4 protein-coding genes and 2 pseudogenes are annotated in these 24,305 nt (G+C 51.4%); all 6 read right to left on the bottom strand.

The features are described 5' to 3' along the window. Positions 1-8 precede the first annotated feature (8 nt). On the bottom strand, positions 9-1,016 hold the full coding sequence (locus tag FN782_RS14860; protein ID WP_142506589.1) for a 3-oxoacyl-ACP synthase III family protein: 1,008 nt from the start codon (positions 1,014-1,016) through the stop codon (positions 9-11). A 117-nt stretch (positions 1,017-1,133) separates the two neighbouring features. Then, complete coding sequence (locus tag FN782_RS14865) at positions 1,134-6,785, bottom strand: SDR family NAD(P)-dependent oxidoreductase (protein ID WP_425462720.1); 5,652 nt, start codon at positions 6,783-6,785, stop codon at positions 1,134-1,136. A 39-nt stretch (positions 6,786-6,824) separates the two neighbouring features. Then, a pseudogene (locus FN782_RS17550) lies at positions 6,825-8,843 on the bottom strand (beta-ketoacyl synthase N-terminal-like domain-containing protein); the annotation flags it as partial. 282 nt (positions 8,844-9,125) lie between these two features. Then, positions 9,126-9,698, bottom strand: a pseudogene (locus tag FN782_RS17555) (SDR family NAD(P)-dependent oxidoreductase); the annotation flags it as partial. A 147-nt stretch (positions 9,699-9,845) separates the two neighbouring features. Next, positions 9,846-23,363 (bottom strand): amino acid adenylation domain-containing protein, encoded by a 13,518-nt coding sequence (locus tag FN782_RS14870; RefSeq protein WP_142506591.1) that lies wholly within the window; start codon positions 23,361-23,363, stop codon positions 9,846-9,848. Then, positions 23,360-24,202 carry a class I SAM-dependent methyltransferase gene (locus tag FN782_RS14875; protein ID WP_142506592.1) on the bottom strand — a complete coding sequence of 281 codons (843 nt, stop codon included), beginning with the start codon at positions 24,200-24,202 and terminating at the stop codon, positions 23,360-23,362. Before FN782_RS14875 ends, FN782_RS14870 begins: the two co-directional genes overlap by 4 nt. Positions 24,203-24,305 lie beyond the last annotated feature (103 nt).

The following is a 24,305-nucleotide window of genomic DNA, read 5'->3' on the forward strand; positions in this document are numbered from 1 at the left end:
AAAGACCCCTAATAAGTAAAGACCAAGCCTCCAAATGTGAGCCCGGAACCGGAACCGGTAACGACCGCCAAATCCCCCCGGTTCAGATGATTTTCCTTGATCGCGTCATACAGAGCAAGAGGCGTTGATGCTGCAACACAATTTCCATAACGATCAATCGTCCGCATAATCCGATCCTCTGGATAAATCAAACCCAGAAAGTCCAACACCACACGGCTCGACTGGTGGGGAATAACAAGATTTACATCATCCATCGAACAATGCTCTTTACATAACCCCCAGAGTTCTTCCGCAAATTGGGGCTGGTATTTAAAGCCCACTTTCATGAGTTCCCCCCCATCCATCGTCAGATAATAATCTTCCGGCTTGGAATCTTCCCGGAGCGGATACTTCCGCGTCCCCCCGCCAAAGACCGCACTGTAATCGGCAGCATAGCCATATGTTTTAAACAGGGTGGAATAAACACAAGCGTCTTCCCCAGATGCAGGCAATGTGACTACCGCTGCCGCTGCGGCATCACCAAATAATGTGAAGTTTTCAGGTTTTGAATAGTCAAGCGCACAAGAGGTAATATCAGAAGAGACGATTAAGATATTTTGATGCCTTCCCAAGTTCAGGTAGCCAGCGCTCACATCAATCGCCAACAGAAAGCTTAAACAGGAAGCATTGACACTGATGGCCGTAATACCTGATTCACCCAGCCCCAATTCCCGTTGCAATAACGGCCCACCGTCAGGAATCAACTGATCCGGCGTACCGGAGGCATTGATGATCAAATCGATGTCGGACAAGGTGAGTCCCGCATCAGCAAGTGCTTCTTTGGCTGCTTCCGCCCCCATATAGGTGGCCGTTTCGGAATCGATCCAACGGCGTTCACTGATCCCCTGCTTTTCTTCGCACCAACCGACAGGCAACCCGTATTGTTGCTCCAACTCACTGCTCAACACCACACGCTTTGGTAAGTACCTTCCCACACCGGCAATTTTAAGGGGTAACGGATTCTGAAATGCAGACATGAATAAAGCCTCCTTAAGATATGTAGTGACTTGCCATGTTTGTTCACAAATAAGGCGGAGGCCCCCTTTCGGGGAGTCTCCGCTTCTTCGCACCAAACCATGCCATGATCCTATCTTTCACGCGTTCATATGGGACTGAATCACCACCGCCAACCGTGTTATGGTCGGCTGTTCCACAATGTTCATCGGGTTTAGATGGATCTTGAAACGCCGGTTGATTCTTTTTACCAGTTCAATTCCCAGGATGGAGTCCAAGCCCAGCTCTGCAAACGGTACTTCCTCCATCACCTCCTCTTTTTCCATGGAGAGGATTTGTGCGAGTAGCCCTTTGAGCTGGTCTTTGATTTCCATCGCTGGATCTCCGGGCGGTTTCCGTTCCTCTGTGGCAGGCTCTTCATCCACCACGCCTTCCATTTCGGCAAGGGAAGTGGCCAATTGGACGACGGTGGGGTGCTGAATCAACTTCATCGGATTCAGGTTGATGGCAAACGATTGATTCAGCTTTTTCACCATCTTGATACCCAAAATGGAATCCAAACCCAGTTCCGCAAACGGCACCTCTTCGTCAATTTCTGATTCCTTGATCGCCAAAACCTCTGCCAAAATCCGTCGCACCTTCATCCGCACATCGGCAACTGATTTTGCGGAAGCGGTCTGTACAGTCACTTTACTGTTGGATTCCTCTGATGCCTGTAGATGCTTGGATGCAATGTGACCATCCTCAGCGAGCGCTTTCACCCCGGTTATCTCAGAGCGGACGGGTGGTGCCGTTTTGACCGTATCCATCCAGTATCGCTTCTCTTCAAATGGATAGGTTGGCAAGGAAAGTCGTTGTGGCCGTCCGCCCCGATGAAGTTCCCGCCAATCCACCTCCGTTCCAGCTACCCAAAGCTCCGCCAGAGGGGAAAGTTGCCGGTTACGGAGCAATGTGTTTACGGTTTCCTTCCCTTCTTTTCTGGCCCCTTTTTTCCATGAGCCTGAGGTGTTGCGGTAGAATCCTTCAACTTCCGATTCTCCTTCCACATACTGCGTTAACTTATCGATCAATTCCTGAACATGGGATACCACACAAGCGATCCGGCTTTTCATCGCCATCCTGCCAACCTGCAATGTATAACAAAAATCGGGCAGGGAGAAAGGCTCCCCTTCATGTTGTTCTGGTCTCTGTTTGATCCGTTCCAATCCATAAAAGGCATGCAACCTGTCGGGAAACGATTGGACCAGATACGAAGCGAGTTGTGACAATGACGGGTATTGGGACAAATGGTCCACATGGAACGGAATCCCGTACATTTCGCTCACTTTCCGGGCCAGTTCCATCAGGGTAAAGGCATCAAAGCCATAATCCATCCATTCATCGGCGATGTTGATATCCTCTTCTGCTACATTGAGAATGTCAGCCACCCATTTCCGCCCCTCTTTCACCACCTGGGTTGAGAGCTTCGCATTCTGTGCCACATCATCCGCTTCGTACGAAGAAACCGACTTCAAGTAATGCAACATTTGTTTCGCATATACGCGTAAGCGCTCCTCATTTTTTGCGGAAAGTACAAAGAGTTGCGGAGTCAGGTGATCTGAAACGGAAACTGGAGCGCGTCGGTATTCCTCTATGATGACATGCGCATTCACCCCTCCAAATCCAAACGAACTCACTCCTGCCATCCTTGGGATCTCTGTTCCATCATCCCTCTTCAACCGTTGCCAGGGTCGAGTTTCCGATACAAGATAAAACGGTGAATCCTTCAGGGATATATAGGGATTCAACTCGGAAAGATGAAGACTCTTCGGTATTTTTCCCTGCTGCATACCCAACACCACTTTAAAGAAGCCGGCGATTCCCGCAGCTGATTCCAGATGACCGATATTGGTTTTGACAGAGCCAACTCCACACGTGGCTGTAGGATAGGACACCGTTTTTCCCTGCTGTTTGAACCATTTTGCAAAAGCTTTTTTCATCCCGTTGATTTCAATGGGATCACCCAGACTCGTCCCGGTTCCATGCGCTTCCAGATAGGTGATCTCTCTTGGGTCCACTTGTGCCTCTTCCATCGCTCTATGGATCACTGCGGCTTGAGCTTGTGGATTGGGAGCCGTCAATGATTTGGTCCGTCCGCAATGATTGATGGCTGAACCACGAATCACCGCATAAATGGGGTCTCCGTCCGCTTCCGCCTGGCTGAGCGGTTTCAATAGAACCGCCCCAATCCCTTCTCCCCTGACATAGCCATTGGCGCTTTGGTCAAATGTTTTGCAACGGCCATCCGGGCTCAACATCCCCGCTTTATCAAAAGCAATGGTAAGCCGTGGGCTGGCAATCACATTGACGCCACCCGCAATCGCCATCCCGCACTGCCCGCTCCGGATGGCTTCCACTGCCTTATGAATCGCCACCAGAGAGCTGGAACAAGCCGTATTGATCGGCTCACTCGGTCCATGGAGATTCAGCAGAAAGGAGAGGCGATTCGGCAGAATCGAATGGGAGTTCCCTGTCGGGATATGCGCTTCAATCTCTTCACCTGCTTCATTTAACAATTCATAATAATCCATATTGGATACCCCAACGAAAACCCCGGTTTGCGTCCCCGACAGATCCGTTGCATCATACCCAGCATCTTCAATCGCCTTCCAAACTGTTTCCAAAAAGAGACGTTGTTGCGGGTCCATCAGTTTGGCTTCATGCGGTGAAATACCGAAGAATGCAGCGTCAAATGTATCCACCCGCTCCATAAAGCCACCCCATTTGGTGGCGGATGACTCTTCGTTGTCCTCGCCATAAGCCCTCCAGTCCCAACGGTCGGCCGGTATCTCTGTAATCAAATCCTTTCCCGCTTCCAGTTGGCGCCAAAAGCTCTTTAAATCCGGCGATTGTACCATATTCCCACTCATCCCCACAATGGCGACTGGCTCATGGGTTGTCTGGGTTGGCAAGACACACTCCTGACCGGTATGACCGGATGACTCGGATCTGCTTTCCTCAGACGGTTCGCTTGACTCCGGAGGATGGATCCGATCCCGGTAATATTGGAAAAAGGCAGATTGATCATCTTCATAGAGTCGTTGGGCAAGCCCGGCAACGGTCGAATACTCATACAGATGGGCCGGCGTCACTTCCAACGAATAGGTCTCATTTATCGCGTTCGCCATCTCGGTGATGCTCACCGAGTCAAAACCAAACTGGTTAATATCCTCATCCACCTCAATCTCCGTGGACGGTATCTTCAACACATGGTTGATCATGCGAATGAGCTCCTGTTCAATCTCAGGGATCATCCATTCTTTGATGTCCGCATCGGAACCATCAGCCGGAGTAGGTATCAGCTCAATTGTCGTGGTTTGCGCCGATTCCAGCTTCTCCTTGATCCGCCCCTGATCCCCTTTCATCACCAAAAGCTGATGCTGATCCAACGACAACGCATCGGCAAAGGCGGCCAACCCGCTCGCTGTATCCAGCACATCCGTTCCCATCGTTTTGCTCATCAACTGACGGGTCTGCTCATCCACGCTCATACCGCCTTCTTCCCAGAGCGGCCAGTTGATCGAGAGGGTGTGTCCCTGTCTCCGTCCAGCCTGCCTGAGCAACCCTCTTTGTTCTGCAAAAGCATCCATAAAAGCATTCGCATAGGCATAATCGGATTGACCAAAGTTCCCAATCGCCCCACTCAGGGAAGAGAAGAGGGCAAAGAATTGAAGCGGCTCATGGCGCGTCACCTCATCCAATACCCGTGTGCCAAACACCTTGGGAGCCAGAACCGCGTCAATCTCTTCTTTCGTCTTGTGCAACAGGCGTGCATCTCGGATCACACCTGCACTATGGATCACACCGTCGATCCGGCCGAACCGTTCGTTCGCTTGGCGTACGACTTGTTCCATTTCATGTCGCCGAAACAGATCCCCTTGTGTATACAGAACCTCCGCTCCCAATCCTTCCAAACGCTTCATCTTTGCCAGCTTCCGTTCATCCATGGAGGAACGCCCAACCAGTACCAGACGGGCTTTTACCTGTTTGGCTAAATGCTCCGCAAAAAGAAAACCAAGTTCTCCCATTCCCCCTGTAATGAGGTAGACCCCTCGCTCTTTCAATAATTGATCGATTTCGGCTCGTTTCCCTGGCGGCTCCACAACCTGATAACCCGCGATCTGCCGCTGACCCGTCTCCACATCGACGGATACTTCCACTCCCTCTTCAGCTCCACATTCGGCCAACAGCACAGCTCCCAGTTTGGCAGGCGGCGGTACCGCTTGATCCGCCATCAGTCGGAGCGTTTTGGCTTTTAGCTTTGGGTGCTCCTGGACAACACTCCTGATGAATCCACCTACCCCCGCAAACGGCGGCACACTTTCATCCGGGCGGCTGGAATAGGCGTACAACAACCGTTGCTGCTCCACCCGTTTATTCTGCACCAACGCCTTGGCAAGATAAAACAGTGAATAAAATCCCATCTCCAATGAAGGGGAGAATGCCGATGGACGGGACAGATAATGGATAATATTTTCCGGGACTCCCTGACGCTGACCTAAATCCAGCAACAGCTGTTCATAATCCTCCATATTGGTGATATCGATCTCATACCGGTACGCATCCAGCCTGCGGAACGTCCGACCCGGCTGGACCAGATAGAGCGCAGGCGCCTCCATTCCTTCCGCCCGCAACTGCGCATGAAGGGATTGGTAGAGACGATCATCCTGATCCAACAGCAGGATGGAACCTGTCCGCCCACCTTGTAACGCAGAAACCCTCATCTCGGATGGTTGCCACTCTTTGCTGAGATAAACCGTATCCCCCTTCTGTTCCTTGCCATCCCTCTTGGATGGCTCACGGGGTTGAAAGACGAAATCCCGGATTCGCACCAACACTTCCCCATGCTCATCCGTCAGCGACAGATGAATCGTTTTCCCTTCTCGATCTTCACCCGACAGTTGTGCATGGACAAACACCCGTCGCTCTGACAGGGGGCGCATCATCTCCAATTCCCCCACTTTATAGGGAACATAAACCGTTTGCACATTCTCTCCAAGGAGGGCGGTCGCCGTCTGGAAGGCTCCATCCATCAGCAACGGATGCAATGCACAATCCATCAAGTCGCCGGAGGCCCCCTGCGGCAATTCCAGCAAGGACCATGCTTCCGTCCGGCTGTGGTACAGTTCCTGCACCACCTGAAAGGTATCTCCATACTGGATGCCGCGACGTTGAAATGTTTCGTACAATGCTTTCGGTTCTTTTCGGTGAGGACAGCGTCGTTGCATCTCACCCACATCCAGCCGATCAAGTGGCAGTCCCTCCTCTTCCTCTGTGAAGAGAAGCTGTCCGACTGCCTGTTTCAGTGGGTCATCCCCTGTTGTCATTTCCACCTTGGCGCCATCCCGGTCCGGCTGTACGCCCGTATAAGCGGTTACCACCCCTTGTTGGACGGTAATGGGTCGGAGCCAGCGGAAATTGCGGATCATCCGCACCGGTTTGCCTACGGATCGTTCACCAGCGGCCCGCACCATTTCCAAACAGGCCGACCCAGGCAAAATGGATTGGTGGCCGATGCGATGGTCTGTCAAAAGTGATTCCGAACCGGAGAATTGTGTAAGGAATTTTCCTTCCCTTAATGTGGTCAGGTTGCGGTGAAGCAATGGATGCATCTGTGGATCATTCACAATCTTCACATCCGTTTCCGCTTCAAACAGCCGGGCCGAGTGATCGTGAATCCAGTACCGATCCATCCGAAACGGATATGTAGGCAAGGAGATTCGCCTAGGCTGCTTGGACCGGTATAACAGCATCCAGTTGATCTCCGCTCCATAAGTCCATATTTCCGCCAAACGGGCCCACTCTCCATCCGCAATCAAACGCTGGACAACGGAGGTTTCGTCTTCACTGCCAAGCAACGTCTCCAGGCGGGAGGAATCTTTTTTCACATTGCCTCGGTAAACTCCCTCTACCTGCTCCGTTCCTTCGCAGTATGTGCGCAATTGAGCGATCAGGTCATGGATCTCTTCACTAATAAAGGCGATCCGCTCATTCATCGCCTCCCTGCCTGTTTGCAGCGTAAACGCCACCTCTGCCAAAGTGAACGGGGCCGGTTGCTGCTTCTCTAGGTGAGTAAGCAGGTTGCGTGCGTATACCTGGAGACGTTCTTTTGTTCTGGCGGACAGGACAACGATCTGCGGGCCAGCGATACGAACCGGTTCCCGTTGATCCTCGTATTCCTCCAACACCATATGAGCATTGGACCCGCCTGCGCCAAACGAGCTGAGACCGGCGATTCGCGGATATTCCTTCTGCGTTTCCCCTTCCAGCAGGATGGGCTTCTTCCATTCAGACAGGGTTTGCTGTACATAGAACGAGGACTGCTCAAAATCAATATGGGGATTTAATACACTGGAATGGATGGATGGAACCAGTTGTTTATGTTTCATTTGCAACAACACTTTGGTTAAACCCGCAATCCCCGCCGCCGACTCAAGATGGCCGATATTGGACTTTACCGATCCAATCGGGCAATACTGCCGATCCTCGGTAAATTCACCAATCGCTTTGCCCAATCCCGTCATCTCAATCGGATCACCCAACGATGTACCGGTACCGTGTGCTTCCACATAGCTGATCGCCCGTGGGTTCACGTTCGCCTTCATCAAGGCATCACGGATCAAACGGCTCTGGGCATTGGGGTTGGGCACGGAATAGCCATTGGTTTTCCCTCCATGATTGATACTGATCCCTTTGATGACGGCATAGATCTGGTCTCCATCAGCGATCGCCTGTTTGAGGGGCTTCAGCAGAACAGCTCCAACCCCTTCCCCCGGTACATAACCGTCTCCCCCTTCGCCAAAACTGCGACAGCGCCCATCGGAAGAGATAAACTGGGTCCGGCTAAGATAGGTGTACTTGTTGGGATGGATGGTCACATTCACCCCACCTGCCACGGCCAGTTGGCATTCGCCCCGGCGGATGCTTTCGCATGCCAGATGGATCGAAGTCAATGAGGAGGAGCACATGGTATCCAATGCGATGCTGGGCCCCTGAAAGTCAAAGAGATAGGAGACCCGGTTGGCGATCGAGGAATAAAACGAATCACCAAATATGGCTTCCCCATCCACCTGACGTGAAAACAACTGATATTGCCCATACATCACCCCCACAAAGACGCCTACACTGCTGCCACGCAAATGATCCCTGGTATAACCGGCATCCTCCATGGTATGCCACACCGTTTGCAAAAACAGCCGCTCCTGCGGGTCCATAAATTCCGCTTCTCTGGGGGAAATATTAAAAAACAACGGATCAAAACGATCTACGCCATCCATAAACCCTCCCCATTTACTGTACGTTTTCCCTGGCCGGTTTTTGTCCGGATCATAATACGTTGCCAGATCCCAACGCTCATCCGGGATTTCCACAATACAATCTTTGCCAGCCTTCAGATTCTCCCAGAACTCATCCAACGTCTGCGCCATGGGATACCGACCGGATAAACCGACAATCGCGATCTCCTGCTCATCCGGCTCTTCTGTGGGCTTCGGTGAAACAGCTTGCGGCACCGATGCCGTACTTTCCATCTCTTTCGGTTCCACCTTCTCAGCTGCGGTTTTGGATAAAGCGATGCGACCAATGTTCTTTACCTGATCCGCGTGGTGTTGAATAAAATAAGCTCCCAATTCTTCTAATGTCTGATACTCAAAAAATAGCGTTTTGGACAACTTGCCAAAGTCCTGTTCCAATTCCTGGTTCAGATTTAAAATCATCAGAGAGTCAATCCCATACTTCTCCAAGGGCACATGCCCTTTAATCCGGGAAACAGGCAGTTTCGCCGCCTTAGACAAGATTTCCTTGAGATAGTCCATGACGGCTGGAAAGAGATGATCCACATTCCTTTCTTCATTTTCCGCTTTCTCTGGAACCACCCGTGCAGATGGAAAGTCCGAAGTCGAAAAGTGAGTCTCGATGAGAGATTGAGACCGTTCATTCCGCTCCATGACCATCACCGTAGAGGTATCCATCGATAAAGCGGCTTCAAAGGCCTCAATTCCCGCAACAGGATCAAGCGGTGTCATTCCCACCGTCTCTTGCAGCCATGCTTCCGTATCCGCTGTAATCGGCTTCCCTTCCTTCTCCCAAAGGGGCCAGTTGATTGAAACGGTCTTGCCGTACCGTTCACCATTCCTTCGCCAATCTTCACGTAAGGCGGCATAATGGTCCATAAAGCGATTGGCATAGGCATAATCGGCTTGACCCAGATTGCCCATCACAGAAGCAACAGAAGAAAAAAGGGCAAAGAAATCCAGCGGTTCCTCCTTTAAGGCCTCATCCAGATTGACCGTTCCATATACCTTTGGCGCAAAAACCTGTTCCGCCTCATCCGCCGTTTTCTTCAGCATAAATGCATCCCTGACCACTCCCGCCGCATGAATCACGCCATTGATGGAACCAAACAACGATTTGCCTCGATCCACTACCTGATCCACGTCTGACCGGCTGGCCAAATTGGCTTGCAGGTATACCACCGGAGAGCCCAATGATTCCAGCTCCCCGATTTTCTGTTTCTGCTCCAAGCCAAGTTCGGATCGACCGACGAGAATCAGCCGGGCCCGATATTTCCTGACCAAGTGGTCAGCAAAGAGCAGTCCCAACCCTCCGGCGCCTCCCGTAATCAGATACGTTCCCTTCTCTTTCAGGTGGGTTCCTGTCACAGCCATTTTCCATTTCCCCTCCTCGGCAAAACCAGCATCTGTTTCGTTCGATCAAATCGCCTATCAACCACACCCAATCCAATAGAAAAAACGGCAAACCGGCATCCATAGCCGGTTCGCCACTACAAAGAACATCACACCAGTCCATGACGGTTACCGATTCATCTCCTTGAGCCGCTGCACATGTCGCTTCCCATTCTGATAGCGAATCTCCGTCTCCCCTGTCGTTTCTCCATTCAGTTCATGGACAAGGATATCGGACAACTGGACCATTGAATGCGCATCGAGGCCCAATGTCTTATACAGAAACCGCGGGTTTTCCATCCGGATGGAGCGGGCAAACGCACTCATCGCTTCGTCCTCCGGTTTTCTCCGGTTCGCTTCACTGGCATATAAATACAGCAAGCGAATATCATGTGCAAACCGTTGTTTCATGATCGTTTGCGTCAGATGCATCATGGTATGAAAACGGTTTTGCAGTTTATCGGACAACGATTGCTTGCCTGAATCAGACAGTGACCACGCATGGATCATGTGGGTCGGCACAATGCCATCCCGTTTTAAATCTTCAAACAGGTGTAGTATTTCATCCGCTTGCCTCGGATTGACTTCAAACGCCTTTTCACCCCATTTGCGATAGCGCTCTCCCGCCTTGACCCAAATCAGGCGCGAACCGGGGCTGAGGCGATCCTGCAACGAGCGGTAACGCTCCATTTCCTGGTCAAAAATCAGTACATCGCCATGAATCCGATCCCGATCCATGACAAGACCCTCTTGTGGTAACCAATCGGGTTGGTAATATCCTAATTTTTGGGGTTTTAACAAACGGATTGAAAAATCATGCAACCTGAGCAACAAGCGACCTTCTGAGTCCAGTATGGCCAGCTGAAATTTCCGTACTGGTACACCGTCGGTTGCCGGATCTTCCGCTGAAGTCACATGGACATAGCAAGTCTCCGTCTCAATCGGTGCCAGCAACTCCACTTCGGCGATGGAAAAAGGCATATGTGAAGTATGATCAACTTGTTCACGGGTGGCCAGCAGTTCAACGGCAGTCTGCAAAGCCCCATCCAACAATGAAGGGTGCAAGCCATACTGTCCATGATCCCGGTTAAACTGAAGTAAGCTGAGACATTCCCCTTCACCGACAACCAGTTCCTGGATCGATTGAAAGCCGGGGCCATAAGCAAAGCCACGATCCACAAAATCGCGGTAAATCTCATTCCCTCTCCGAATGGTCCGCCCTCTTGCCCGGATCTCACCGAGATCCTTCCAGGAGGTGCTGGTTGCATGCGCCTTCTGGCCATAAATCACTTCCCCTTGGGCATGCAGTGTGGTTTGTCCCGTCTCCATTGCTGATTCAATCTGAAACTCCACCCCTTCTTGTGCCGGTTGGAAGCGAATGTGGACATCCACTTCCTTCTCTTCCACCATCAATGGGCGGGTCCAGACGACATTCTTGATTTTGGCGATACGTTTTTCCCCAGCAAGCTCTCCAGCCGCTCTGGCCATTTCAAGATAGGCTACGCCAGGAAACACCTTGTGACCACCTACCCGATGATCGGCAAAAAAGAACTCCTCCCCGCTAAATCGCGAAGACCATTGAAATTTGTCCAATGTGGAGTTGTTTTGCTGAATGAGCGGATGAAGGATCGGTTGCTGTGATTTTTGCTCCTTCATTGGGGTTGGATGGATCCAGTAACGTTCACGGGCAAAGGGATACGTAGGTAACGGCAACCGACGGGGCGGGGTTTCTGGATACAGTTGCCTCCAATCGATCGCCTCCCCCGTCACCCATCGTTGTGCAAGCACCTCCATGTCGCGGTTGCAGAGTGCCCGTCTCAGACCTTCCTCCTCTTTCAATCCTGTCGATGAGGACTCTTGCGCCGTTCCCCGATAGACAGGGATGGGTGCCATCCGTTTCTCTTTGAGGGCGAGCAACGCATCGGTCAATTCCTCCATGGAACGAACCACCAGGGCAAGACGCTCTTCCATCGCTTCCCGTCCTACCTGGAGTGTATATGCGACCCGATCGAGATCCGGGTCGGGGAGTTCCGTTTTCTTCACATAATCGAGCAATGAAACCACCGCTCGATCCAGTGCCTCCTCACTTTTGGCGGACAGCGGAATCAGGTGAGGCTGTCCGGTCAGGCGCTGCGCCGGAGGGGAGGGAGGATCATATTCCTCAATGATAATATGCGCATTGGACCCACCGGCGCCAAAAGAGCTTACGCCGGCAATGCGAGGGATCTCATCTCCCCGTTCATCTGTCAGCCGTTGCCACGGTTGCGTCTGATCCACCAGATAAAACGGACTGCCGCTCAGATCAATATAGGGGTTTACCTGATTCACATGTAAACTGCCCGGAAGTTGCCGGTATTTCATCGAAAGCAACACTTTCAATACACCCGCAATCCCTGCCGCCGCTTCCAGATGACCCATATTGCTTTTGACTGAACCCAGCCCGCAATAAGGCTGTTCCGGCCGGGGCGATGCTTGCCGCTCAAACATCCGTTGAAACGCCATCTTCAGGCCGTTCACTTCAACCGGATCACCCAGGACGGTTCCTGTGCCGTGCGTTTCGATATAACTGACCGCACGGGGGGACAGGTTGGCCCGTTCGTAAGCTTCCGTCAGCAGTTCCGCCTGTGCCTTCGCATTGGGGGACGTCAGCGAATTGGATCGCCCTCCGTGATTGGTCGATGTTCCCCGGATCACTCCGTAGATATGATCGCCATCCGCCTGCGCGCGGCTCAGTGGCTTCAGGATGATCGCACCGGCGCCTTCCCCACGCACAAATCCATCCGCTGATTGGTCAAACGTTTTGCAATGTCCGTCCTCACTCAACATTTTTGCCTTGCTGAAGGCAATGTGCATCGTCGGGCTGGCAATAACGCTTACTCCTCCGGCAATCGCCATTTCGCACTGGCCATGCCGCAGATCTTCCACCGCCCGATGGATGGCCACCAATGAACTGGAACATAGGGTGTCAATCGGTTCACTTGGCCCGTGCAGATTCAGCATAAATGAAATGCGGTTGGGCAGAAACGGATGCGTATTGCCGAACACTCCCTGTGTCTCAATCCCCGGCAACCCCTGGTTCAGCACATCCGCATAATCGTGGTTGGTCATGCCTACATAAACACCGGTCCGACTGCCGGACAGATCAGAGGCTTTATAACCGGCGTCTTCGATCGCCTTCCACACCACTTCCAGATAAATGCGATGCTGAGGATCCATCAATTCCGCTTCATGGGGCGAAATACCAAAGAATAAGGCATCAAATTGATCCACATTGTTCATAAACCCGCCCCACTTGGAGTCGGTTTTATTGGTCTCATGCAATGGATCACCATACACGTCTTGCCATTTAAACCGATCCGCCGGTACCTCGGTGATGCAGTCCCGTTCCGCCTGCAAATTGTGCCAAAACGCTTCCAGATCTTCCGCCTGTGGCATGACACCATTCATCCCGATAATGGCAATCGGTTCATCCGGCACCCGGTCCTTTTTCTGTCTATCCCCATGTTGGACGCCTTCCCACAGGGTATGTTCTTCAATAACCTGATCTCCTTCAACCTCTCCATCCGGTTCCGCTGACGCCTCCATGCTCCGCATCTCCTCTTGATGCCGTTTTGCGATCTGCGAAGGATACCGTTCCGTCAACAGGGTCAGCAACGAAGCGATGGTCGGGAGCTCCAATTCAAAGAAGACCGCCGGGGTCAGGTCACACTGGTACCATTCATTGAGGCGGTTGGCCAATTCCGTAAAGCTGATGGAATCAAAACCGTAGCTGTTCATGTCTTTGTGAATGTCAATGTTGTCTCGGTCAAGATGCAGGATTTTCGATACGGCTGACAAAACCACATCTTTCACGTTTTCCGTGTAATCTTCTGTCTCAACTGCGGCAGACGGTTGTGCCTGGAACGATTTCATCTTCGAACCGCTGGAAAGCCATGACTGGACTTTGGACGAATCCTGCCCCAACACCAGCAGTTGTGAGTGGGAACTGCCAAGTCCGCGATCAAAAGCAGACAAACCCATCTCCTTCTCCAATGGGACGATACCAAAATATTGGTGAATAAACCGTTTCACCTGATCCGCGACCTGCATCCCGCCGTCTTTCCATAAAGGCCAGTTGAAGGCAACCGTCTTGCCTGTCCGCAACCCTTTGGCACGCAGCGATTCCCTATAAGAGGCAAAGGCATCCAAAAATGCATTGGCAAAGGCATAATCGGTTTGTCCCATATTTCCCAACAAGGAAGAGACCGACGAAAACATGGCAAAAAAGTCAAGCGCTTCTCCGTTGAACACATCATCCAGATGCACCGTACCCCACACTTTTGCCGCGAGGACCGCACTTACATCCGTCCACTCTTTGTTCACCAGCATCTGATCACGAATCTCTCCGGCGCAGTGCAAGATTCCATTGCAGGACCCAAACCGGCTTTTTATTTCCTTCGCCAACCGTTCCACCTCGACCCGTTGGCTCACATCTGCCTGAACATAGATAACCTCCGCCCCATGCTGTTTCCATCGCTCGATGAGGCGCTCCTTATCTGAAGACAATGCGGTCCGTCCCGTAAGGACAAGACGCGGTTTTCCGCTTTGTATCAGATGTTCTGCAAAAATGCGACCCAAACCGCCGAAGCCTCCCGTGATCAGGTATACCCCTCTATCCTGAATCGGAGGGGTGGACGTTTCAGGAACAACCTTTGCCAACCGTTCCACCCAACGTTGCCCGTCCTCATAGGACACAAAACCATCTGGTCCCATGTCTCCCAATTCCTTGAGGAGAAGATGGACCAAGTCTTCATTCCCACCATAAGCAGCCGGATCAAGCTGAATCACCTTCATTTGCAACCGTGCATGCTCATGGGAAACGGATTTGCCCAGCCCCTTCAATGCCTTATACAACGGTTGTGCAGACCGCTCCTTCGCCTGATAAAACGACACCACGCGGGTTTCCCTGTCCAATTTGCACCCCGCCAAAGCCTTGCACAGGAAAAAGAGCGACTTTATCCCTCTTTCCAACTGCAACTGAATCGTGGTCGGTTGGGTGGTAAAATCGGTTTGCGCCCATCGGTGAAGCACAGTGGCGGGAAGGGAGATCCGTGTGGTCAGATCGGCCAATAACCGCTCATAATCCGGGTAATGTGACGGATTGATCTCATAGCAATCCGCTTCCACCTTCGCAAAGGAATGTCCCGGTTTCACCAGAATGACAGGCTGGCTTTTCCCACATTTTTGTTGGAACGGTTTGAAAAACGAATCATCCACATCAAAAATCAGAACCGGCCCTTCCACATCTCTAGCATCTGCCGTTCCTTCCAACTCCATCTGTTGAACATCCGGACGGTACAAAACGGGCTGCGCATTCACGCGATCCCCCACCCGCTCTAAATCCGGGTCCCCCCCTTGCAACGGCCGTACCGAATAATCATGAAGTTTTGCCAAGATCATCCCTTGTTCATCTATCAATGTAAGATGGTAACGTTGCTTGTGTGTTGGATGGTCCGTCTGTTGGTTCGCCATTTCAAGGTAAGCGTAACAAGAGGTGGGTAGCGGGCGGATGATTTCCAATTCATGCAATGAAAAGGGAACAAAGGGAATGTTGTCCGGACTTCCCTTTTGAAACAACAGCCCGGCCAAGGTTTGCAATCCCCCTTCCAGGATGGAAGGATGAAGACCATAGTCGCTGAATCCTTCTTCCATATCTGCTGGCAACTGGATGCGGGCTAGGGCTTCCGTCTGATTGCGCCGTACATGTTGGATCGGTTGAAATGGAGACCCATATTCATATCCCAGTTCAACAAACGGCTCATAAAAATCCTCATGCCTGATGGTTGCCGTACAGCGACGCTTGATCACTTCCAAATCCATCCGGTCCCTAGGATCGGCTTCCCGCTTATGCGCTTCGTACAGAATGCTTCCTTGGGCATGTACTAACTCTTTACCATCCCGCCGTGAGTGGACGCGGAATTCTACCTCCTCCCCTTTCGGCAACAATTGGACCCATATCTCCTGGTTTGTCGTATCCACTTCAATGGGACGCAACCACACCACGTTTTTCAGGGTTTTTACCCTTCCCGTCCGATTGGCCAAATCTCCGGCCATTCGGACGATCTCCAAATAGACAACCGCCGGCAGGATTTTTTGTCCCATCACCACATGGTGACGAATAAACCAGTCGGTTGGTATCAATGTTTTCTTGTAACATAATCCACCCAGGTGGGATTCATTGCTGTCGATCAGGGGGGTTAAACCCTGGTTCGCAGACACATCTCTTCTTGCCGGTTCCCCGGTATTTCGCGGTAACCAATACCGCTCTTTGGCAAACGGATAGGTAGGCAGACTCAGCCGTTGGGGGCGTTTTGCCCCATACAGGCGTCTCCAGTCGATTTCCACCCCGGATGTCCATAACATCGCCAATTTCGCAAAGTCTTGCTCTTCCGTTAAAATCTGAAAATACGCCTCACCTGCTTTTCCGTCAAAGATATCCAGCAGTTTTTCCGCTTGGCCATTGCCGCTGTACACCCCTTCTGTGACCGTACCCGTGAGATAAGCAGTCAATCTGTCCTTCAACTCGGTCAGGCTGTTTGCCACCACCGCCAACCGCTCATCCATGGCAACGCGTCCCATCTGCAAGGTGTATGCGAGGTCGGTCAACGTCGCCGCCGCCTCGCGCTGGCCTCCTTGTTCCCATCTCTCCAGATAGCGGAGTAACGCTTGCGCGTATTCCGTCAGTCGCTCCTGGTTTTTGGCAGACAAGACGACTACATTCGCGCTCTCTTTTTCCATGGTTGGCTGCAAACGGAATTCCTCCAAAATGACATGGGCGTTGGCGCCACCAAAACCAAATGAACTGACCCCTGCCCGTCTGGGGATTTCCCGTTCATCTCCATCTTTCAGCCGTTCCCAATTCCGGTTTTCGTTGAGAAGGTAAAAATAGGAGTCTTCCAAGTCAATGTAGGGATTCAATGTTTCAGCGTGCAGATTGGCCGGAAGAGTTCCCGCCTGCATCGCCAGCACCACTTTCAGCAATCCGGCGATCCCTGCCGCTGCTTCCAGATGCCCGATGTTGCTCTTGACTGCTCCCAGTCCACAATGGGGTTTTTGGGGAGCCTCTTTGCCCCACTGCCCATATAGCGTATCGAAGGCGGTATGAAGCGCCTCAATTTCAATCGGGTCACCCAGTTGGGTGCCTGTCCCATGAGTTTCGATATACGTGACCGTCGATGGATCGATCCCCGCTTCCGTATAGGATTCCACCAATAGCTCGGTCTGCGCTTCCGGATTGGGCGCCGTAAGGGAATTGGCCTTTCCCCCGTGGTTGACCGCTGTTCCCCTGATTACCGCACAGATGCGGTCCCCATCCTGCAAAGCTTTGCTGAGAGGCTTTAGCAAAACCGCGCCAACTCCTTCTCCACGCACATAACCATTGGCCGATTGGTCAAAGGTTTTGCATTTTCCATCTGGGCTGAGCATTCCATTCTTGCTCAGTGCCAAATGGAGATGTGGAGTAAGGATCAGGTTCACCCCACCAGCGATCGCCGATTCGCATTTGCCGCTTTTCAGTGCCGAAACGGCTCGATCAACCGCAATCAATGAACTGGAACAGGCCGTATCAACTACTTCACTAGGACCCCTTAAGTTGAACAGAAAGGAAATCCGGTTTGCCAAAATGGAATTGGCCGAGCCGGATAAGGTATAGCCGTCCGCCGGTACACCATAATCGTTTATCAAATCCCAATAATCGGAGTTGATCGCGCCGATAAATAAACCGGTTTTACTCCCGGAAAAGTCATCCGGCTGATATCCGCTGTCTTCAAACGTTTTCCAGACAGCCTCTGTCAATAACCGTTGCCGTGGGTCCATATACGCCGCTTCCCGTGGAGAAATGCCAAAAAAACCGGCGTCAAATGCATCCACATCGGAGACAAAACCGCCCCACTTGGAATCTGTTTTATTCTCTTCCTTACGGGGATTCCCAAAGTACTCCCGGTAATCCCAACGGTCAGCCGGGATCTCTGTAACCATGTCCCGGTTGTTGACCAGGTTATCCCAAAATGCATCCAAATCAGCTGATTGCGGCATGCGACCATACATCCCGATAATGGCAATCGGCTCATCCTGTGTGGCAAGATCTCCCTTGGTTGCTGGCGGGTAAAGTTCCATAGGCTTCTCCCTATCCAACCGTTGCACCGCATCCGGGCATATGGCCAGAAGATGGCGAGCGATCGCGGATACGGTGGAATGCTTGAAGAAAATCACCGCGGTTATATTTGTGGCAAACCGTCGGTTGATCGCCAACGCCAAGTTGGTAAAAAGCACAGAGTTAAAGCCATAATCACCCAGGTTGACTTGCGGATCAATCGTTTCCGGGTTCAACGCCAACAAATCTGCAACCATCCCCTGTAAAACGTGTTCCAACCGTTCTTCCAGCGCCGGTGGATCCGTCTCGTCCGTAAAATGTTCTTGCTCTTCCCTATCCGCGATCCCCATTCCATGCCCAGCCATGATGCGATCCAACGTTTGTTGCGCCAACTGTTTGCGGTCTACCTTTAAATTTAATGTCAGAGGAAACGAGTCCAATGGCACAAACTGAGTTGGGATCATATAGGAGGGCAAACGTTTTGCCAACGCTTCCGTAAGCGCCTGTCGGTCAAGGCGTCTTGCTCCATTTGCAGCCTTATAAAAAGCGACCAGCACCTTCTGGCCAAGGCTGCCTTCACGCACGACAGCCACTGCCTGCTCAACCTCCGGAAGCGCCGCCAGCGCCACCTCAATTTCCTCCAATTCAATCCGATACCCATTTAACTTGATCTGATGATCGATCCGCCCACACAGGACGACTTCCCCTTCCTCATCAAGGAAAGCCAAATCACCCGTTCGATAGGTACGCTGGCCGTTCAGCTGAATGAACTTCTGCTCATTTAAGTCTGGACGGTTGAGGTAACCCTTGGCGACCCCCGCACCACTGATGCACAGCTCACCCTGTGTACCGGCAGGAACCGGTTGCAATCGCTCATCCACAATGGTGACTTGGGTCTGGGCAATCGGACGACCAATCGTCACTTCTTTTCCTTTTCTTACCTGGGAAAAGGTGGACCAAATCGTCGTTTCCGTCGGTCCATACAGATTCCACACTTCATCGCAACGCGCCAACAATTGGTCCGCCAATGTCTGATTTAACGCTTCTCCCCCACACAAACACCGAAAACCCTTCTTTCCGCTCCAACCGGCAGCCAGGATCATTTGCCACATGGCTGGCGTCGCCTGCATCACCGTGGCTGCACTCCGCTCAATCTTTTCCTTGAGCTGGTTCCCATCCTTGGTCATCCACTCTGGCAGGATCTCCACTGTTCCGCCACAGATCAGTGGTAAATAGAGCTCCAAACCGGCAATATCAAAGCAAAGTGTGGTGACCGCCAACAATGTGTCTCGCTCATTGAATCCCGGCTCCACTGCCATGGAATACAAAAAGTTGGTCAAGTTTCGGTGCGTAATCTGTACACCCTTGGGATTCCCCGTTGAACCGGAGGTATAGATGACATAAGCCACCTCTTCCGGATGAGTTGAAACATGGAGGGACTGACCCTGATTTACAACGGCTGGTTTTTCCCTGATCCGCTCATGATCAAGCAACACCAGCTCGCCCGCAAATGGGGGCAACGTCTCCATATTCCCATGTTGAGCCAGAATGAAGCGTAAATCGGTATCCCGCATCATGTATTGCAGTCTCTCCTGTGGAAACAGGGGGTCCAGTGGAACATACGCACCACCCGCTTTCATCACAGCCAAAACCCCGACCAGCATCTCCAGGGATCGGTTCACAAATATGCCGACGAGCTCCCCTTTTTTCATCCCTTTGCCTCGCAGATCGACCGCAACATGATGAACCGCATCAACCAACTGGCGGTACGTCAGCGCATCCCCTTCAAAAACCGCCGCGGTTTTGTCAGGCTTTGCCTCAGCCTGGGCTTCAATCAAATCGATAACGGTTTGATTTCCGGTAAATTCCATTCCCGGCTGCCCCCGGACTTCCCTGGCAATTCCGCTTTGATCCGTTTCCGCGAAACCTGGACCCTCCGTCAAATAGACCGGCTTCTCCCCACTGGGTTCCTGATCGGGAGTGGGCGGTAACCAAAAGCGACGCTTTCGGAACGGATAGACCGGCAATGAAATCCGTCGAGGCCGACCTGCGGGATACAGTCGGTTCCACTCAACCTTTGCACCGTCCACCCAATATCGGGCGATTTCTTCCAATGCGCCCTCTTGCATGCAACGCTTGACTTCCTCTTCATCCACTGCCCGCATCTTCCGCTTGCTTGATTCCACCCTGCCCCGGTAGATCCGTGGGCTCGCTTCACCACTGAGTGCTTTTTTCAATCCTTTCTTTAACTCATCTGGATCACGGGCGATCAGCGCCAAGCGCTCCGTCATTTCCTCCCGTCCAACCTGTAAGGTATAGGCGAGGTTGACAAACACATCCGCCGGGAGGTCCTGATCATCTAAATAATGAATCATTTGTTCGGCCAGTCGACTTAATGTCGTCTGGTCTTTCGCTGAGAATACAATCAGACATGCTTCCGGGGCGGGCGTCGGTGGGACAGGTTCCGCTTCCTCCACCACCAGATGTGCATTTACTCCGCCAAAGCCAAAAGTGCTGATTCCTGCCCGCCGCGGAACACCATCCGGCTTCCGTCGCCAATCCATCGTTTGATCCACAATGTAAAACGGACCCTGATCCCACTCGATATATGGATTGGGTTTGCCAAAATGAAGATGGGCGGGAATCTTATTGTGTTTCAGTCCCAAAAGCACTTTAAACAACGCTGCCATCCCGGCGGCCTCTTCCGTATGACCCAGATTCGTTTTCACCGAACCCAGACCACAGGATGAACCATCTGGCCATCTGTTTGATTCCTCGGCCAGACGGTCAAAAGCCTGTTGCAACGCCATCACTTCTATGGGGTCCCCCAGTTGGGTGGATGCCCCATGCACTTCAATATAGTCCACCATCGCCGGGTGAATCTGGGCTTTTTGATAAGCCTGTACCAGTACCTCTTCTTGCATCGCCGGGTTGGGAGAAGTCATAGAATTGGACCGGCCGCCATGGTTGACCGCACTCCCCCGAATGATGGCATAGATGTGATCGTGATCCGCCAACGCCTGTTTCAAGGGTTTCAAAAGGACCGCTCCTACCCCTTCACTGCGTACATAGCCATCCGCTTCTTGATCGAAGATCCTGCATTTTCCTTCTTGGGACAAAACCCCACCCTTGCTGAAGGAAATATGCATATCCGGTGTCAGAATCAGATGAACCCCGCCTGCAAGAGCCCAGTCGCACTCCCCGTTGCGGATATATTCAGCAGCTTTGTGAATGGCAACCAGCGAACTGGCACAGGCCACATCGATCGATTCGCTCGGTCCAGTGAAATTAAACAGAAATGATATACGATTCGCCAAAATGGAATTGGACTTGGCGGTTGAACTCTGCTCCTCAATCGCGACCTGATGTTGTTTCATCAGCTCATAATACTCAGAAGCTCCCGCCCCAATCACCACCGCCGTCCTCGTCCCGGACAAGTCAGACATTTTATAACCGGCATCCTCGATCGTTTTCCACGCTGTTTCCAGAAACAGCCGTTGGCGCGGGTCCATTAGAGCGGCCTCTTTTTCAGAAATGCCAAAAAAATCGGGATCAAACTGATCCATACCGTCGATAAATCCGCCCCATTTGCTGTCCGTTTTATTTTCTTCTTTATACGGATCGCCATCAAATTTGCGCCAGTCCCATCGTTCTGGAGGAATGACAGTGATCAGATGTTTCTTCCCTTCCAAATTATTCCACAATGCCTGCAGATCGGGAGAACCTGGGAACATGCCGCTCGCTCCGACAATCGCAATCGCTTGCTCATCCTCATTGGGAGAGTGTGCCGAAGAATGTTTCTCTTTCAGCCACTCCCATTCAGGGGATTTTTCTTCCGTTTTGGTATCCGCAACCGTTTTTATCGCTTTTTCCTGTTTTTCCGGAACAACCGGTTGCGGATCAGTACGCTCGATTTCCGCCTCCAGATGCAAACGGTAATAGTCGACAAATCGGTCTGCATGCTTTTGATACAGGAAATCAATCAGTGCACGAAGGTTTTTATGTCTGAAAAAGACAACAGGAGTCAGCTTGACTCCATATTTCGCCCGAATCTTTTCAGCCAATCGGGCCAACGAAATGGAATCAAACTGCACTCCATTCGCCGAATCCAGATTGATGGGGAAATCGAGGTGGATTTCATCCTCATCGATTTTCAATGTTTCTGCGATCAGACCGGAAATCCCCTGTCGTATAAGGGCAAGCAACGTTTGTTTGATCGCCTCATCCGACACATCGATCGCTTTCTCACCAACACCCGTTGCAGGCGATGATTGTTCAATCTTCATTTCCACCGCTTGTGCCCATGCCTCAAACGTCGTGTCCGCTTCTTCCGACGGATTCGGCTCCCACTTCACACTGAGGCTCTGCCCCATCCGCTTCTTCTGCTGGACAAAATGTTCTCGAAGGGCAAGAAATCCATCGCTAAATCGGGGGATAGAACGCACTGGATCGGTATGGGAATGGGGCATTGCATCCGCCGCAACAAAAAAATCCAAAGGCATCTCCGATGTCAAGGCATCCAGTAGCAATAGGCCATCCATATTATGTTGGACAGACTGATGATCCAGGTCGTTTAAATGGTAAACCACTCCATTGATGCGGTGAAATGTTTCTTTTATCCGCTGGATTACTCGCTTCACCGCATCATGATCGGATAAAGGCACCTGTTCATACACCAGCTTCTTTCCATCGCCGTTTACCTGGGCAAGCGCCGCTTCTTGCTCCGCTGACACCTCCTCCATTCCCAACACAAAAACCTGGCATCCAACCTTTTTTGCCAATTCCAGTCCCAGTTTCCAACCCAGGTTTGCTCTGTTATCCACGATCACATATCCACCATGCGACTTGATGGTGAGCTTCGGTTTCTCCTCATCTGGTGCAACATCAGTCGTCTCTTCCCGATGTCCCGCTTCATCAAACCTGAGAGTAACCATGGATTCCTGTTGATCCCTGTCCAGTTCGTCCAACAACAAACCGGCAAATTGCGAAGGGTCGGAAAACGGTTGTGAAAGGTGGATGGAAGTAAAACGAAACTGTGATTGCTCTTCCGGGAGATGGAGATACCACCCCGGAACCATCATATTTTGCGGTTGCAACGAAGTGGTCATGCCATGATAGCAGTAAGTGATACGAGCCTCTTTGAGACCTTTTTGGGAGGCCAATGCCTGCGTCAACAAATCCACCGACTCAATCCCAAAGATGAGACTACGCTTAACCGCTCGATTAAAGCGACCAATGTCCCCGTGATAGAGATAATCGAGTCGTCCACTTTCGTAATTCCATAAGTGAACCACTTCATCAACCGACTCCAGTCGCTCACCCAGTTCGTTGAAAAGACGGTGGTAATCCGCGGGTTCCTGTGGATTGATCTGGTAAATCCACTCTCCCAACTGACGGTAGATATCGCCGGGTTTCACCAGAATAAACGTTTGGTCTCCACGAGCATGGTTGATGAGTTGATGATACAGATCGTCTCTTCTAGCAAAAACCAGAATTCCCTTTCCCACGTTTCTCACCTCGCAAATTCCTTGGTTTCTTGATGGAAAATGCAAATGGAATAATCATCAAACAATTGGGGATCTACCCAGAAGTCTTTGTCAATCCCATTGGAATAGTTGGCAATCAAAAAGTTTTCCTTTACCGAAAGCCCCACCTGATCCGCTAACGTTGTAATGTCATCAAACCCTGTATTCCACGGTGCACCAATGGAGCTGAACCCGTCCAACAACTCTTCCGATCGCTTGAAGCCCGTGCTCCGGGTAATCAATTTATGTGACAGATAATCAAAGGCCAGCTCAAAATGAGTGAGACCCTGCCTTAAGCTCTCCAGTACATAACGAATGTTTTCATATTTCAGGTAAAAGATATTTCCCTCCCACAGGAGAAACGTTTCTTGCTCCGGGTCCAATCCTTGCTCTTGCAACATGGCGATAAAATCCACATCGGTATAATCGGCATAGATCCATTCGCTGTTCTGTCGATAACCAAACTGTTCAATCTGCTGCTCTTTATATTGCAACACATGTTTCTGTTCAACTTCATAGAATTTGACATGATTGGAAGCTAACCTGAGAGGCCGGGTATCCAATCCCGAACCTAGGATCACGACTTGCTTTACCCCTTGGCGAATCTTCTCCAGCATTAAATCATCGAAATAACGGGTGCGGTAACGTACCAAAAACTTCGTGGAAGGGGAGGCTTTGGCAATGGCCGCAGCGACCTTTTTTGTTTCTTCATTCAGGAAAATATTGGCAATATGGTCATGGAACAGGGGATCTGCGCTTTCGCTTTCTTCTGCACGCCACTCAGCGATGACAAACGCCGTTCTCCCCACTTTTTCGTAGATGGATTTCATACACCTTCCTCCTTAAAAGGATCTATGGTTAATTCGTACAATCGTTCTCCGCTTCAGATATGACGTCCACAATCGGTTACCGAATCTTTTAAAAAAGCGGGTT

The organism is Melghirimyces algeriensis, assembly GCF_900182565.1.
Classification (GTDB): domain Bacteria; phylum Bacillota; class Bacilli; order Thermoactinomycetales; family DSM-45169; genus Melghirimyces; species Melghirimyces algeriensis.

Bases quoted from the DNA above. Each gene is read 5' to 3' on its own strand.
- FN782_RS14860 (WP_142506589.1), bottom strand. From the start codon at position 1,016: ATGTCTGCATTTCAGAATCCGTTACCCCTTAAAATTGCCGGTGTGGGA.
- FN782_RS14865 (WP_425462720.1), bottom strand. From the start codon at position 6,785: ATGCTGTTATACCGGTCCAAGCAGCCTAGGCGAATCTCCTTGCCTACA.
- FN782_RS14875 (WP_142506592.1), bottom strand. From the start codon at position 24,202: ATGAAATCCATCTACGAAAAAGTGGGGAGAACGGCGTTTGTCATCGCT.